General features: G+C 71.2%; 14 protein-coding genes. 5 read left to right on the top strand and 9 right to left on the bottom strand.

Features of this window, described 5'->3' with window-relative positions:
- Positions 1-66 precede the first annotated feature (66 nt).
- Positions 67-1224 carry an acyl-CoA dehydrogenase gene (locus ACF068_RS18395; RefSeq protein ID WP_392275270.1) on the bottom strand — a complete coding sequence of 386 codons (1158 nt, stop codon included), beginning with the start codon at positions 1222-1224 and terminating at the stop codon, positions 67-69.
- 180 nt (positions 1225-1404) lie between these two features.
- On the opposite strand from ACF068_RS18395, the gene ACF068_RS18390 reads away from it, so the two are divergent.
- The gene (locus ACF068_RS18390; RefSeq protein ID WP_392275269.1) at positions 1405-2748 is read left to right on the top strand and encodes a UDP-glucose dehydrogenase family protein; all 1344 of its coding nucleotides are present in this window, start codon (positions 1405-1407) and stop codon (positions 2746-2748) included.
- Between the two features lie 83 nt (positions 2749-2831).
- The gene (locus tag ACF068_RS18385; protein WP_392275268.1) at positions 2832-3212 is read left to right on the top strand and encodes a VOC family protein; all 381 of its coding nucleotides are present in this window, start codon (positions 2832-2834) and stop codon (positions 3210-3212) included.
- Between the two features lie 82 nt (positions 3213-3294).
- On the opposite strand, the gene ACF068_RS18380 is transcribed toward ACF068_RS18385, so the two are convergent.
- The 4 genes from ACF068_RS18380 to ACF068_RS18365 form a co-directional block, all read right to left on the bottom strand.
- The gene (locus ACF068_RS18380; RefSeq protein ID WP_392275267.1) at positions 3295-4368 is read right to left on the bottom strand and encodes a dipeptidase; all 1074 of its coding nucleotides are present in this window, start codon (positions 4366-4368) and stop codon (positions 3295-3297) included.
- A gap of 192 nt (positions 4369-4560) precedes the next feature.
- The gene (locus ACF068_RS18375) at positions 4561-5745 is read right to left on the bottom strand and encodes a dipeptidase (protein WP_392275266.1); all 1185 of its coding nucleotides are present in this window, start codon (positions 5743-5745) and stop codon (positions 4561-4563) included.
- Complete coding sequence (gene purE, locus ACF068_RS18370; protein ID WP_392275324.1) at positions 5742-6239, bottom strand: 5-(carboxyamino)imidazole ribonucleotide mutase; 498 nt, start codon at positions 6237-6239, stop codon at positions 5742-5744. The genes ACF068_RS18375 and purE overlap by 4 nt, the downstream gene beginning before the upstream one ends.
- A 31-nt stretch (positions 6240-6270) precedes the next feature.
- Positions 6271-7389, bottom strand: coding sequence for a 5-(carboxyamino)imidazole ribonucleotide synthase (locus ACF068_RS18365; RefSeq protein ID WP_392275323.1), 1119 nt, complete (start codon positions 7387-7389; stop codon positions 6271-6273).
- Positions 7390-7527: 138 nt separating this feature from the next.
- Between ACF068_RS18365 and ACF068_RS18360 the strand changes: the two genes are divergently transcribed.
- Positions 7528-8064, top strand: coding sequence for a GtrA family protein (locus ACF068_RS18360; protein WP_392275265.1), 537 nt, complete (start codon positions 7528-7530; stop codon positions 8062-8064).
- A gap of 53 nt (positions 8065-8117) precedes the next feature.
- On the opposite strand, the gene ACF068_RS18355 is transcribed toward ACF068_RS18360, so the two are convergent.
- Positions 8118-9386, bottom strand: a complete 1269-nt coding sequence (locus tag ACF068_RS18355; protein WP_392275264.1) for an ATP-binding protein — start codon at positions 9384-9386, stop codon at positions 8118-8120.
- Positions 9387-9395: 9 nt separating this feature from the next.
- Entirely contained in the window at positions 9396-10073 is a 678-nt protein-coding gene (locus ACF068_RS18350; protein WP_392275263.1) for a response regulator transcription factor, read from the bottom strand.
- Positions 10074-10555: 482 nt separating this feature from the next.
- Here ACF068_RS18350 and ACF068_RS18345 point away from each other — a divergent pair, with 482 nt between their 5' ends.
- Positions 10556-12076 (top strand): peptide MFS transporter, encoded by a 1521-nt coding sequence (locus ACF068_RS18345; RefSeq protein ID WP_392275262.1) that lies wholly within the window; start codon positions 10556-10558, stop codon positions 12074-12076.
- Between the two features lie 173 nt (positions 12077-12249).
- On the opposite strand, the gene ACF068_RS18340 is transcribed toward ACF068_RS18345, so the two are convergent.
- Both ACF068_RS18340 and ACF068_RS18335 read right to left on the bottom strand, forming a co-directional pair.
- The gene (locus ACF068_RS18340; protein WP_392275261.1) at positions 12250-12831 is read right to left on the bottom strand and encodes an ATP-binding protein; all 582 of its coding nucleotides are present in this window, start codon (positions 12829-12831) and stop codon (positions 12250-12252) included.
- 149 nt (positions 12832-12980) lie between these two features.
- On the bottom strand, positions 12981-13349 hold the full coding sequence (locus ACF068_RS18335) for an STAS domain-containing protein (RefSeq protein ID WP_392275260.1): 369 nt from the start codon (positions 13347-13349) through the stop codon (positions 12981-12983).
- A 240-nt stretch (positions 13350-13589) separates the two neighbouring features.
- Between ACF068_RS18335 and ACF068_RS18330 the strand changes: the two genes are divergently transcribed.
- Positions 13590-14486 carry an RNA polymerase sigma factor SigF gene (locus ACF068_RS18330; RefSeq protein WP_392275322.1) on the top strand — a complete coding sequence of 299 codons (897 nt, stop codon included), beginning with the start codon at positions 13590-13592 and terminating at the stop codon, positions 14484-14486.
- Positions 14487-14608 lie beyond the last annotated feature (122 nt).

The following is a 14608-nucleotide window of genomic DNA, read 5'->3' as shown; positions in this document are numbered from 1 at the left end:
CAGCGCAGCCTAACCGCAACGGCCCCCGGCGGAGCGCCGGGGGCCGTCGTGCGGTGTGCGGGGGTGTTACGGCAGGTTGCGGGCCATCACGATCCGCTGGACCTGGTTGGTGCCCTCGTAGATCTGGGTGATCTTGGCGTCGCGCATCATGCGCTCGACCGGGTAGTCGCGGGTGTAGCCGTAACCGCCGAGGAGCTGCACCGCGTCGGTGGTGACCTCCATGGCGATGTCCGAGGCGAAGCACTTCGCGGCGGCGCCCAGGTAGGTGAGGTCGGCGTCGCCGCGCTCGGAGGCGGCGGCGGCCTGGTAGGTGAGGGCGCGGGCGGCGGAGATCTTCATCGCCATGTCGGCCAGCATGAACTGGACGCCCTGGAAGTCGGCGATCGGCTTGCCGAACTGCTTGCGCTCCTGGACGTACCCCTTGGCGTAGTCCAGGGCGCCCTGGGCGATGCCGAGCGCCTGGGCCGCGATGGTGATGCGGGTGTGGTCCAGGGTCTTCATCGCGGTGGCGAAGCCGGTGCCCTCCTCGCCGATCATGCGGTCGGCGGGGATGCGGACGTTGTCGAGGTAGACCTCGCGGGTCGGGGAGCCCTTGATGCCGAGCTTCTTCTCCGGCGCGCCGAAGGAGACGCCCTCGTCGGACTTCTCGACGACGAAGGCGCTGATGCCCTTGGAACGCTTGGACGGGTCGGTCACGGCCATGACCGTGTAGAACTCGGAGACGCCCGCGTTGGTGATCCAGCGCTTGACGCCGTTGAGGACCCAGAAGTCGCCGTCGCGGACGGCCTTGGTCTTCATGCCGGCGGCGTCGGAGCCCGCGTCGGGCTCCGAGAGGCAGTACGAGAACATGCCGTCGCCCTTGGCGAGCGGGGTCATGTACTTCTTCTTCAGCTCCTCGGAGCCGGAGATGATGACCGGCAGCGAGCCCAGCTTGTTCACGGCCGGGATCAGCGAGGACGAGGCGCAGACGCGGGCGACCTCCTCGATGACGATCACGGTCGCGAGGGCGTCGGCGCCCGCGCCGCCGTAGGTCTCGGGGACGTGCACGGCGTGCAGGTCGGAGGAGAGGAGCGCGTCGAGCGCCTCCTGCGGGAAGCGGGCCTCCTCGTCCACCGCGGCGGCGAACGGCGCGATCTTGGCCTCGGCGAGCGAGCGGACGGTGTCCCGGAGCATGTCGTGCTCTTCGGACGGGCGGTACAGATCGAAGTCAGGCGTTCCCGCCACTATCTCTCACTCCCCTGAGCTGCTGCTAACTACCGTTAAGTAACCCGAATTTTAGTGGGAGCGGCCGGGCCAGGCATACGTGAGCTTGACGACAGCGCCGGTCCTGCGGGAACCGTGCCCGGCCGCGGGCACGACTATGCTCGGGCCCGCACTCCCTCCCGTACGTCAATGGAGCACCGTATGGCCCTCAAGATCACCGTGATCGGCACCGGATACCTCGGCGCCACCCATGCGGCGGCCATGGCGGAGCTCGGCTTCGAGGTCCTCGGTCTGGACGTCGTCCCCGAGAAGATCGAGATGCTCTCGGCGGGACGCGTCCCCATGTACGAGCCGGGGCTGGAGGACCTGCTGCGCAAGCACGTCGCCGGCATCGAGGGATCCACCGGGCGGCTGCGCTTCACCACCTCCTGGGAGGAGGTCGGCGAGTTCGGCGACGTCCACTTCGTGTGCGTGAACACGCCCCAGAAGCACGGGGACTACGCGTGCGACATGCGGTACGTCGACGCCGCCTTCGGCTCGCTGGCCCCGCACCTGCGGCGCCCCGCGCTGGTGGTGGGCAAGTCGACCGTGCCGGTCGGCAGCGCGGAGCGGCTGGCCCGGCTCCTGGCCGACCGGGCGCCGGTGGGCGCCGACGCGGAACTGGCGTGGAACCCCGAGTTCCTGCGTGAGGGCTTCGCCGTCCGCGACACCCTGCACCCGGACCGGATCGTCGTCGGGGTCGAGAGCGCGGCCGCCGAGAAGCTGCTGCGCGAGGTGTACGCCACACCGATGGCGGAGGGGTCGCCGTTCGTGGTGACCGACTTCCCCACGGCGGAGCTGGTGAAGACCGCCGCGAACTCCTTCCTGGCGACCAAGATCTCCTTCATCAACGCCATGGCCGAGGTCTGCGAGGCCGCCGGCGGCGACGTGGTGAAGCTCGCCGAGGCCATCGGCCACGACGAGCGGATCGGCGCGAAGTTCCTGCGGGCCGGCATCGGCTTCGGCGGCGGCTGCCTCCCCAAGGACATCCGGGCCTTCATGGCCCGGGCCGGTGAGCTGGGCGCCGACCAGGCACTGACCTTCCTCCGTGAGATCGACTCCATCAACATGCGCCGCCGCGGCCAGATGGTCGGCATGGCCCGCGAGGCCCTCGGCGACGGCGCGTTCCTGGGCAAGCGGGTGGCGGTGCTGGGCGCGACGTTCAAGCCCGACTCCGACGACGTCCGCGACTCGCCCGCGCTGAACGTGGCCGGCCAGATCCACCTCCAGGGCGGCCAGGTCACCGTGTACGACCCCAAGGGCATGGACAACGCGCGGCGGATCTTCCCCACCCTCGGGTACGCCGACACCGCCCTGGAGGCGGTGCGCGGCGCCGACGTCGTGCTGCACCTCACCGAGTGGCGCGAGTTCCGCGAGCTCGACCCGGCCGAGCTGGGCGAGGCCGCGGCGGCCCGGATCATCCTGGACGGCCGCAACGCCCTGGACGCCGACCGCTGGCGCGAGGCCGGCTGGACCTTCCGCGCGATGGGCCGCCCCCGGGCCTGACCCCTGCGGCGGCATGGGGGGGACGCCCCCGGGCCGGACCCCACGGCAGGCATGGCCGCCCGCCGCACGGGCACCCGGGCGCCATGGCTTTTGCGACGCTCACGCTCACCGCGATCGACTGCCCCGAGCCGCGCCGGCTCGCCGAGTTCTACGCCGCGGTCCTCGGCGGCGAGATCAAGGACGACCAGACCGAGGACGACCACTGGATCGACCTCCACCTGCCGGACGGGCAGCGGCTGGCGTTCCAGCGGGCGACGGACCTGCGCCCGCCCGAGTGGCCCCGGGCCGACCGCAACGCCCAGCAGCTCCACCTCGACCTGGACGTCGAGGACATGGACGACGCGCACGAGCGGGTCCTCGCTCTGGGCGCGCGGCCGCTGGACGTCGACGACAAGGGGGGCGAGCGGGGGTTCCGGGTGTACGCGGACCCCGCGGGGCACCCGTTCTGCCTCTGCCGGGCCTGACGGTTCCGGGGCCCGACGGTTCCGGGGCCCGACGGTTCCGGGGCCCGACGGTTCCGGGGCCTGGCGGCCGGCCCGCCATGGGCTACGCCGGTTGCGCGGCGTTCGCCGCCTCCCGTACGACACGGGCCGCGTTGCCCCAGGTCAGGGCGGCGACATCGGCCTCGGCCCAGTCCCGGTGCAGCAGCTCGGCGATCAGGTTCGGGTAGCACGACGCGTCTTCCAGGCCGATCGTGTGCGGGGCGTCGGTTGTCATGCCGTAGGAACCCGACAGGCCCACGCTCTCCGGTCCGGCGACCTCCCGCACGTGCTCCACGTGGTCGGCCACGTCCCACAGGGTGGCGGGCTGGTCGGCCCGGCGGGTGACCTGGTCCGGGGCGAAGCTCACCATGCACACACCGGCGTTCGCGCGCAGCCGGCGCAGCACGTCGTCGGGGGCGTTGGCCGTGTGCGGTGTGAGGGCCTGGGCCGCCGAGTGGGACAGGATGACCGGCGCCTTGGACACGTCCAGGACCCGGTCCATGGTGGCCTCCGAGGCGCCCGACAGGTCCACCAGGACACCGAGGCGGTTCATCTCGCGCACCGCCTCCTCCCCGAACGGCGTCAGCCCGTCGGGATCGGCCGTCCACGGCGTACCGGCGATGTTCACGCTCCGCACGCCGAGCGCGTGGTAGGCGCGGAGCGTGCCCAGCGAGTCCCCCAGGGCGGCGCCCGACACCGGGCCCAGCAGGGACGCGATCCGCCCGCAGTCGCGGGCCTGGACCATGTCGGCGGCGGTCAGCGCGAGCCGCAGGGCCTCGGGGCACGACGCGATCAGGGTGGACACGGCGTCTATTCGGTCCAGCGTCTCCTGCACGGCCGACGGGCCCGGCGCCACGTGCAGCGACCAGAACTGCGCGCCGACGCCGCCGGCGCGGATGCGGGGGATGTCGGTGTCGAGGAGCGCCGAGCCGTACTGGAGGTCGTGCCAGTGCGTGCGGTCCAGCTCCTGCGCGAGCGTGTTGTGGCCGTCGACCACGAGCTGCGCGGCGAGCAGTACACGGGCCCGCTCGAGGTCGACCTCGGCCGGGGTGGGCGCCTCGGCGAGACCGTCGGGCGGGTCGTCGAGCTCACCGATCGCGGAGGAGTCCGCGTACGGGTGGTCCTGAAGGTCTGCCATGGGGGAGCTCCGCTCCGGGGTGTCACGACGAGCCGTTGTTCCGTACGGCCAAGGTGGCACGAGCCGGTACGGCGGTCTCGGTGACGTACTGCGTTCGGGTGACGCGCCCTCACCCACCGGCAGGCGCCGCCCAGCAGGGACACGGGCGGGGCCGTACCGGGGGCGGGGCCGTACCGGGGCGTGCCCGCGGGGTCAGGCGTCGGGGGTGGGGAGCGTGGCGGTGGAGGGGGCGCGGTGGGACAGGGTGCGGGAGACGGACTCCGCGTCGCGCAGGGCCCGCACCGGGTTCTCCCATGTGAGCTTCGCGATGTCGGTGCGCGACCACTTGCGCGTGAGGAGCTCCGCGATCAGGTTCGGGTAGCCCGCCACGTCCTCCAGGCCCTCCGGCGTGAACGCCGTGCCGTCGAAGTCGCCGCCGATGCCGACGTGCGCGATGCCCGCGACCTCGCGCATGTGGTCCAGGTGGTCCGCGACCGTGGCGACGGTGGCGACCGGCCGGGGGTCGGCCTCCTCGAAGGCCGCGTGGACGCGCATCGCCTCCGGTGTGGTGTCCAGGTGGTGGAAGCCGTGCGCCCGCATGTTGTCGTCCGCCCGCCGGGTCCACTCGACGGCGGCGGGGAGGACGAACTTGGGGACGAACGTGGCCATGGCGACGCCCCCGTTCGCGGGGAGCAGGGCCAGGACGTCGTCCGGGATGTTGCGCGGGTGGTCGCACACGGCCCGGGAGGACGAGTGGGAGAAGATCACCGGCGCCTCGGACGTCGCCAGCGCGTCGCGCATCGTGGTGTCGGCGACATGCGAGAGGTCCACCAGCATGCCGAGCCGGTTCATCTCCCGGACGACCTCGTGGCCGAAGGCCGACAGGCCGCCGACGCCGGGGGCGTCGGTGGCGGAGTCGGCCCAGGGCACGTTGTCGTTGTGCGTGAGCGTCATGTAGCGGACGCCCAGCGCGTACAGGGCGCGGAGGGTGGCCATCGAGTTGTTGATGGAGTGGCCGCCCTCGGCGCCCTTGAGCGAGGCGATGCGGCCGGAGGCGCGGGCGGCCTCCATGTCGTCGGCCGTCAGCGCGGGCGCCAGGTCCGCCGGGTGGCGGGCGAGGAGCCGGTCGACGCAGTCGATCTGCTCCAGCGTCGCGCTGACCGCGTCGTCGCCGGCCATGCCGGTGCGGACGTACACCGACCAGAACTGGGCGCCGACCCCGCCGGCCCGCAGCCGGGGGATGTCGGTGTGGAGCCGGCCGGTCTGGTCCGCCGCGACGTCGAGGCGGTCCAGGTCGTAGCCGGCGTTCTCCCGCAGCGCCCAGGGCAGGTCGTTGTGGCCGTCGACCACGGGGTACGAGGCGAGCAGTTCGCGCGCCTCGTCCACGGGCCGCGTCACTTGGCGAAACCGAACGACGCCGAACCCTCGACCTTCGCCCGCAGCCGCTTGCCCTTCTCGGTGGCCTGGTCGTTGAGCTCCTGCTGGAAGTCGGTCATCCGGGAGAGCAGGTCCGGGTCGGAGGTGGCGAGGATCCGCGCGGCGAGGAGGCCCGCGTTGCGCGCGCCGCCGACCGAGACGGTGGCCACGGGGACCCCGGCCGGCATCTGGACGATCGACAGGAGGGAGTCCATGCCGTCCAGGTACTTCAGCGGGACGGGGACGCCGATGACCGGCAGGGGGGTGACGGAGGCCAGCATGCCGGGCAGGTGCGCGGCACCGCCGGCGCCCGCGATGACCGCCTTGAGGCCGCGCTCGGCGGCGCGCTCCCCGTACGCGATCATCTCGCGCGGCATCCGGTGCGCGGAGACGACGTCGACCTCGTAGGGGATCTCGAACTCGTCGAGCGCGGAGGCCGCGGCCTCCATGACCGGCCAGTCGGAGTCGGAGCCCATGACGATGCCCACGAGCGGGGTGTCCTGTGGGTTACTCAACGATCGTCCCTCGCAGGTAGCCGGCGGCGTGACGCGCGCGGTCCAGCACGTCGTCGAGGTCGTCGCCGTAGGTGTTGACGTGGCCCACCTTGCGGCCGGGCTTCACGTCCTTGCCGTACATGTGGATCTTGAGCTGGGGGTCCCGGGCCATGCAGTGCAGGTAGGGCCGGTACATGTCGGGGAAGTCGCCGCCGAGCACGTTGCACATGACGGTCCAGGTGGCGCGCGGACGGGGGTCGCCCAGCGGCAGGTCGAGGACGGCCCGTACGTGGTTGGCGAACTGTGAGGTGACCGCGCCGTCCTGGGTCCAGTGGCCGGAGTTGTGGGGGCGCATCGCCAGCTCGTTGACGAGGATGCGGCCGTCGCGGGTCTCGAACAGCTCGACGGCGAGGTGGCCGACGACGCCCAGCTCCTTGGCGATGCGCAGCGCCAGCTCCTGTGCCTGGCCGGCCAGGTCGGGCGACAGGTCGGGCGCCGGGGCGATGACCGTGTCGCAGACGCCGTCGACCTGGCGGGACTCGACGACGGGGTACGCCACGGCCTGGCCGTGCGGGGAGCGGACGATGTTCGCCGCCAGCTCGCGGACGAAGTCGACCTTCTCCTCCGCGAGGACCGGCACGCCCGCGAGGAACGGGTCGCGTGCCTCGTCCTCGGAGCGGACGAACCACACGCCCTTGCCGTCGTAGCCGCCGCGCACGGTCTTGAGGATGATCGGGAACCCTCCGGTCTCGGCGGCGAAGGCCGCCGCGTCCGCCGGGTCCGTCACGATGCGGTGGCGCGGGGACGGGGCGCCGATCTCGTCGAGCTTGGCGCGCATCACCCCCTTGTCCTGCGCGTGCACCAACGCGTCGGGCCCCGGCCGGACGGGGATGCCGTCCGCCTCCAGGGCCCGCAGGTGCTCGGTCGGGACGTGCTCGTGGTCGAAGGTGATCACGTCGCAGCCGCGTGCGAACTCACGCAGCGTGTCCAGGTCGCGATAGTCGCCGAGGACGACGTCGCTCACCACCTGGGCCGCCGAGTCCTGGGGGGAGTCGCTGAGGAGCTTGAACTTGATGCCGAGGGGGATGCCCGCCTCGTGGGTCATTCGGGCGAGCTGACCGCCGCCCACCATGCCTACTACCGGGAACGTCACCCTCTTAGGGTATCCGGCCCGGGCGGCGGCCTTTCCTCCGTCCCCGAGCGGGGCCGTGGGGCGGTGGTTAGCATGGCTTGGTTGACCCACTCGACCGGACGGGGCTGAAAGATCACCATGAGTGAACGAGGCGCACTGCGGGTGCGGCTGGACCAGCTCGTCCGCGAGATCGCCAAATTCGGTCTGGTCGGCGGTCTCGGGCTGCTGGTCAACATGGCGGTCTTCAACCTGGTGCGGCACACCACGGAGCTGCCGGTCGTCCGGGCCAGCCTGCTCGCCACGGTCGTCGCCATCGCCTTCAACTACGTGGGCTTCCGCTACTTCACGTACCGGGACCGCGACAAGGGCGGGCGGACGAAGGAGCTCACGCTCTTCCTGCTGTTCAGCCTGGTCGGGCTGGTGATCGAGAACGGTGTGCTGTACGCGGCGACGTACGGCATGGGCTGGGACAGCCCGTTGCAGAACAACTTCTTCAAGTTCTTCGGCATCGGTGTGGCCACCCTGTTCCGCTTCTGGTCGTACCGCACCTGGGTGTTCCGTACGCTGCCGGCCCGTGAGGCGGTCCAGACCGCCGAATCGTTCCTGGAGCAGCGCCGCCACGCGCCGGAGCCGGCCGGCGAGCCGGTCGCCGGGCCTCGGGCGGGGGCGCGCTAGGGAGTGTCCGTGTGCGGGACACCGCGGGCCAGGCGAGACGTCGCGGACACGACCTAGCGGACGGTCGGGGGTTCGGGCTCGGCGCGGCCGCGCACCTCGCGGCTGAGGAACAGGGCGAAGACCGGCGGCTGCTGCTGGAGCAGTTCCAGGCGGCCGCCGTCCGCCTCGGCGAGGTCGCGGGCGACGGCGAGGCCGATGCCGGTGGAGTTGCGGCCGCTGATGGTCCGCTCGAAGATCCGCGCCCCCAGGTCGGGCGGTACGCCGGGACCCTCGTCGGTGACCTCGACGACGGCCTGGTTGCCGATGACCCGGGTGCGCAGGGCGACGGTGCCGCCCCCGTGCATCAGCGAGTTCTCGATCAGGGCGGCCAGCACCTGGGCCACCGCGCCCGGGGTGCCGACGGCCCGCATGCCGACCTTGCCGGACCGGACGATCGCCCGTCCCGCGCTGCGGTAGGCCGGCCGCCACTCCTCGATCTGCTGCTTGACGACCTCGTCGAGGTCGAAGGCGACCGCCGAGCCGCTGCGCGGGTCGCGCGCGTTGGTCAGCAGCCGCTGGACCACGTCGGTGAGCCGCTCGACCTGGGTGAGCGCGATGTGCGCCTCCTCCTTGACCGTGGACGGGTCGTCGGTCTCGGAGATCTCCTCCAGCCGCATCGACAGCGCGGTCAGCGGGGTGCGGAGCTGGTGCGAGGCGTCGGCGGCGAGCCGCCGTTCGGCGGTGAGCATCCGGGCGATCCGTTCGGCGGAGGCGTCGAGGACGTCCGCGACCCGGTCGAGCTCGGGCACGCCGTACCGCTTGTGGCGGGGCCTGGGGTCGCCGGAGCCGAGCCGTTCGGCGGTCTCGGCGAGGTCGGTGAGCGGGGAGGCGAGGCGGTTGGCCTGGCGTACGGCGAGGAGGACGGCGGCGATCACCGCGAGCAGCGCCACGGCGCCGATGATCAGCAGGGTGCGGCCGACCTCGCGGGTGACCGTGGAGCGTGACTCCTCGACGGTGACCTTCTCGCCGCGCTTGCCGTCGGCGCTGCCGCGGATGACGCTGCCGCCGGGCCGTACGCCGATCTCGATGGGGGCGCGGCCGGGGATCTCGACCAGGGCGTACCGCTTGGCGCCGCTCTGCCGGGCGAGGATGGCCGGGTTGACGGGCTCGCCGCCGACGAGCCGGCTCTCGACGATGCTGACGAGCCGTACGGCCTCGGAGTCCACGCTCTCCTGCGCGCTGCTGCTGATGGTGCGCGTCTCGACGATGACGAGGGAGACCCCGAAGACGGCGATGACGACGAGGACCACGGCGAGCGTGGAGTTGATCAGACGGCGGCGCACGGTGCGTACCTAGCTCTTTTCGAAGCGGAAGCCCACGCCGCGCACGGTGGCGATGTAGCGGGGGTTGGCGGCGTCGTCGCCGAGCTTCTTGCGCAGCCAGGAGATGTGCATGTCGAGGGTCTTGGTGGACGACCACCAGGTGGTGTCCCACACCTCGCGCATGAGCTGGTCGCGGGTGACGACCCGGCCGGCGTCGCGGACGAGGACCCGCAGCAGGTCGAACTCCTTGGCGGTGAGCTGGAGCTCCTCTTCGCCCATCCAGGCGCGGTGCGACTCGACGTCGATGCGCACGCCGTGGGTCGCGGGGGCGGGGGCGGGTTCGCTGGCGCCGCGCCGGAGCAGGGCCCGGACCCGGGCGAGCAGTTCGGCGAGGCGGAACGGCTTGGTGACGTAGTCGTCGGCGCCCGCGTCGAGCCCGACGACGGTGTCGACCTCGTCGGCGCGGGCCGTGAGCACCAGGATCGGCACGGTGAGGCCGTCGGAGCGCAGCCGCCTGGCCACCTCCAGGCCGTCCATCCCGGGCAGCCCCAGGTCCAGGACGACCAGGTCGACATGGCCCTGGAGCCCGGTGTCGAGCGCGCTGGGTCCGTCCTCCCGCACCTCGACCTCGTAACCCTCCCGCCGCAGGGCGCGGGCCAGCGGTTCCGAGATGGATGCGTCGTCCTCGGCGAGCAGTACACGGGTCATGGGGTGATGGTAGTCCGCGCCGGTCAGGGGGCGTGGGGGGATCGCACGATGATCGACACGGCCTGCGACTATGGGGTGCCATCCAGCGGAATACCTTGGAAACAGGCCTGGCGGTTCCAGCGACACCTGTGATCCATCTCTCAAGTCCTTCCATATGCATCCCTGTCGTGTCGTATGGTGGCGAGACGCCTGATGCACCATCCGGGGACCTTTGGCCCACTACGAGCCAAAGGTCTCTTTCTGCGTGAGGCCGGCCCGGCCGGTCTCGAGACAGTGAATGACCTGTGGGCCGGGCCCCGTGGCGCGATGTCGCCGCCGGGGCGTGGATGCCGGTGCGGCCTGTCCCCCCGTCTCCGTACGCGTACGGAGCGGACCCTCGTGGGCGCGGGGGTGGGGCGGGGCCCGTGCCGGTGCCGGCCGCCCCCCACCGGGCGCGTGACCGCTCACGAAGCGCGCGCGTCCCGAGCAAGCAAGGATCGACCATGGCGTCCAGCCTGACGAAGGACTCGCCCCGCACCACCGGCGGCGACAAGGCCTTCTTCGGCCACCCCCGCGGCCTGGCCACTCTCTTCCTGACCGAGATGTGGGAGCGCTTCAGCTACTACGGCATGCGCGCCCTCCTCGTGTACTACCTGGTCTCGGGCGGCGCCGACGCCGCGACGGGCAGCCAGGGCGGCGGCCTGGCGATGACCGCCGCCACCGCGACGGCCATCTACTCCGTCTACGTGTCGATGGTCTACCTGATGGCCATGCCGGGCGGCTGGTTCGGCGACCGTGTCTGGGGCGCCCGCAAGACGGTCGCCATCGCCGGCTCGGTGATCATGGTGGGTCACCTGAGCCTGGCGCTGCCCGGCCAGGCGATGTTCTTCGTCGGCCTGATCCTGGTCGCGGCCGGTTCGGGTCTGCTGAAGGCCAACATCTCCACGATGGTCGGCCACCTCTACGACGGTCCCGAGGACCCGCGCCGTGACGGTGGCTTCACCCTCTTCTACATCGGCATCAACCTCGGTGCCTTCGTCGCCCCGTTCGTCATCGGTACGGTCGGCAAGGAGCACAACTGGCACTTCGGCTTCGCGCTCGCCGCGCTGGGCATGGGCCTGGGCCTGATCCAGTTCCTGCTCGGCACGCGCCACCTGAGCCCGAAGAGCAGCGTCGTCCCGAACCCGCTGAGCCCCGAGGAGCGCCGCGCGGTGCTGCTCAAGGTCAGCGGCGCCGTCCTGGCCGTCGCCGTCTTCTACGGCGTCGTGGTCGCGCTGGGCGCCTACACGCTGAACTGGGCCCTGGTGCCGCTCACCCTCGCCGGCCTGGTCATTCCGGTCGCCGTCCTCGTCCGCATCAAGCGCGACAAGGACCTGTCGTCCGCCGAGCAGTCGAAGATGAACGGCTACATCTGGTTCTTCGTGGCCGCGGCCGTCTTCTGGATGATCTACGACCAGGGCGGTTCGACGCTGTCCCTGTTCGCCGACGACAAGACCGCCGGCAGCGTCTTCGGCTTCGACTTCTCGGCCACCTGGTACCAGTCGCTGAACCCGCTGTTCGTCATGGCGCTGGCCCCGGTCTTCGCCTGGCTGTGGCTGTGGCTGGCCCGTAAGAACCAGGAGCCCAACACCATCGTGAAGTTCGCGATGGGCCTGGTCCTGGTCGGCGCGTCCTTCTTCGTCTTCATCGTCCCGATGGGCATGGCGGGCGACGGCACCAAGGTCTCCCCGATGTGGCTGGTCTCGATCTACATGATCCAGACCATCGGTGAGCTGTGCCTCTCCCCGGTCGGCCTGTCGGTGACCACGAAGATGGCGCCGCAGAAGTACGCCTCCCAGATGATGGGCGTCTGGTTCCTCGCGGTCACCGCCGGTGACTGCACCACGGGTCTGCTGTCCCTGGCGGGCGTCGACCTGAACGGCACCGGGATCATCGCCATGGAGGCGACCCTGGCGGCCGTGGCCGGTCTGGCGGTGTACATGTACCGCAAGAAGGTCCGGACGATGATGGGCAACGTGCGCTGACACGTACGACCCCGCGTCCCGCGCCGAGGGCCGCCGCACCGGACACGTCCGGTACGGCGGCCCTCCGCCGTACCGGCGCCGGCACGAGGGCGGCGGTCCCGCGGTCGTGGGGAGGAAAGACAAAGAGCACGGCGTATCGCCGTGCTCCACCATCGCGCCGGGGATCCGGGGCGCTAAGCGGGGGCCGCCAGTTCCGCCCAGACCGTCTTGCCGGGCAGGTCCTCCGACCGGACCACCCCCCAGTCCAGACAGAGGCGCTGGACGATGAACATGCCGTGCCCGCCCGGGCGTCCGGCCTGGTGCGGGGTGCGCGGCGCCGGCCGGCCCTCGCTCCGGTCCTCGACCTCCAGGCGCAGCACCTTCGAGTCCAGCGAGACGCGGAGCTCTTCCGGGCCGTCGGCGTGCAGGCACGCGTTGGTGACGAGTTCGGAGACGACGAGCAGGACGTCCTCGGCGGCGGCCCGCCGGTCGGCGGTGGCCGCCGGCAGCCAGCCCCAGTCGTAGAGCGCCTGCCGGGTGAAGTCCCGGGCGAGCGGAACGATCCCGCTGGCGCTGCCCAGCGAGAGCCGCCGCGTCCGGCGCCCCGCGGGCGTGGCCCCGGGGCCGGGCCCGGACACCGCACCTGACATGTCGGACCTCATCTCCGGCGATGCGGGAGCGGTGGGGGAGGCCGGGACCGAGGCACCGACACCGAGGGCGGAGCCGTCCGGCTGGGGGCCGAGATCGCTCGGCGGATGCTGCTGGGTGGTACCCATCAGCGCTTCACCTCACCGAATTCACCAAGTCGCCATTACGTCGTCACAGGGCAGCCACAGGGCCGTCACAGAGAGTGTGGAGCCCCTCCGTACAGTTGCCGCGGGGTTCTTCTGCCCGGCCGATCCGGGACGACACCCGCTTTGTCGCTTCAGTCGGCCAGTGCCGCTTCCACCGAGTCGTGGACGGTGAAGACCGCCTCCGCACCAGTGATCTCGAACACCCTGGCCACCACGGGCTGCATGCCCGCGAGGTGCACTCCTCCGCCCGCGGCCTCCGCCTTCAGGCGTGCCCCGAGCAGCACGTTGAGCCCGGTGGAGTCGCAGAACGCAAGCTGCGAACAATCGATCACCAAGCGTGTGCGGCCCTGTTCGAGTGCGGAGTCCAGCGGCTCGCGCAGCAGCTCGGCCGTGTGGTGATCGAGCTCACCCGCCGGCGTGAGAACCTCACTGCGGCCATCCGTCCGGACCCCGACCTTGAGCCGGCCCTGATTCGCGCTGCCGACCGTCCCGCGGTCCATGCCGTCCCTCTTCGCCGATGCCGTTGAGTCGGTAGAACCCTACGCCTTCTGAACGGTGGCCGGTAGTCGAGACTTAACCACAAACCGTACATATGGGACAATTGACACTTGCAACGATCCAGTCGAAGCGGGTAGGGCTAGTAAGGACACAACCAACACGGCCGGCTTTGGAGGCGCCGCACACCGCAGCCACTTTCTTTCGGCATCGGCGGCCATATGCCGAGAACGATGGAGGAGACCATGTCACCCCGGCTCGACGAAACGCGTACCCCGGACGCGCCGTCGGCAACTCCGCCCCAGCAGATCCACCGTTACGAGCGGATCGCGACCGACCGGTTCGATCTGCCCGACATCCCCCCGTACGACACCGTCGAACCGCTCGACGCGAGGGCGCTGTCCAAGACGCTCTTCGCGCGCCTCGAAACGCTCGAGGAAGGGACGCACGAGCACGCGTACGTCCGCAACACGCTCGTGGAACTCAACCTCGCACTGGTCAAGTTCGCCGCCTCCCGGTTCCGCTCCCGCAGCGAGCCGATGGAGGACATCATCCAGGTCGGCACCATCGGTCTCATCAAGGCCATCGACCGCTTCGAGCTCAGCCGAGGGGTCGAGTTCCCCACCTTCGCGATGCCAACCATCGTCGGAGAGATCAAACGCTTCTTCCGTGACACCTCCTGGTCCGTGCGCGTCCCGCGCCGCCTCCAGGAACTCCGCCTCGACCTGGCCAAGGCCGGGGACGAGCTGGCCCAGCAGCTCGACCGCTCCCCCACCGTGGCCGAGCTCGCCGAGCGGCTCGGGATCACCAAGGAGGAGGTCGTCGAGGGCATGGCGGCGAGCAACGCCTACACGGCCAGCTCGCTGGACGCCCAGCCCGAGGAGGACGACACCGAGGGCGCCCTGGCGGACCGCATCGGCTACGAAGACCACGGGCTGGAGGGCATCGAGTACATAGAGTCCCTCAAGCCGCTGATCGCCTCGCTCCCGGCGCGCGACCGGAAGATCCTCTCCCTGCGCTTCGTCGCCGGGCTCACCCAGTCGGAGATCGGCGAGGAGCTCAACATCTCGCAGATGCACGTCTCGCGCCTGCTCTCCCGCACGCTGGGCAAACTCCGCAAGGGCCTGACCCTGGACGAGTGACCGCGCGCACCCGCTTCCCGCGCACCCGCTCCCGGAAGCCCGGAAAGCCGGAAGACCGGCCCCGGGAGCACCGGAAGCCCTGGAAGGGCCCGTTCCGTCAAGGGACGGGCCCTTTCGCCGTC

It is taken from the genome of Streptomyces sp. NPDC016309 (assembly GCF_043077235.1).
Classification (GTDB): domain Bacteria; phylum Actinomycetota; class Actinomycetes; order Streptomycetales; family Streptomycetaceae; genus Streptomyces.
This window is presented reverse-complemented; position numbering and strand designations above follow the sequence as displayed.

Bases quoted from the DNA above. Each gene is read 5' to 3' on its own strand.
- ACF068_RS18335 (WP_392275260.1), bottom strand. From the start codon at position 13,349: ATGGACCGCGGGACGGTCGGCAGCGCGAATCAGGGCCGGCTCAAGGTC.
- ACF068_RS18385 (WP_392275268.1), top strand. From the start codon at position 2,832: ATGGCTTTTGCGACGCTCACGCTCACCGCGATCGACTGCCCCGAGCCG.
- ACF068_RS18360 (WP_392275265.1), top strand. From the start codon at position 7,528: ATGAGTGAACGAGGCGCACTGCGGGTGCGGCTGGACCAGCTCGTCCGC.
- purE (WP_392275324.1), bottom strand. From the start codon at position 6,239: ATGGGCTCCGACTCCGACTGGCCGGTCATGGAGGCCGCGGCCTCCGCG.
- ACF068_RS18345 (WP_392275262.1), top strand. From the start codon at position 10,556: ATGGCGTCCAGCCTGACGAAGGACTCGCCCCGCACCACCGGCGGCGAC.
- ACF068_RS18380 (WP_392275267.1), bottom strand. From the start codon at position 4,368: ATGGCAGACCTTCAGGACCACCCGTACGCGGACTCCTCCGCGATCGGT.
- ACF068_RS18340 (WP_392275261.1), bottom strand. From the start codon at position 12,831: ATGGGTACCACCCAGCAGCATCCGCCGAGCGATCTCGGCCCCCAGCCG.
- ACF068_RS18350 (WP_392275263.1), bottom strand. From the start codon at position 10,073: ATGACCCGTGTACTGCTCGCCGAGGACGACGCATCCATCTCGGAACCG.
- ACF068_RS18365 (WP_392275323.1), bottom strand. From the start codon at position 7,389: ATGGTGGGCGGCGGTCAGCTCGCCCGAATGACCCACGAGGCGGGCATC.
- ACF068_RS18330 (WP_392275322.1), top strand. From the start codon at position 13,590: ATGTCACCCCGGCTCGACGAAACGCGTACCCCGGACGCGCCGTCGGCA.
- ACF068_RS18390 (WP_392275269.1), top strand. From the start codon at position 1,405: ATGGCCCTCAAGATCACCGTGATCGGCACCGGATACCTCGGCGCCACC.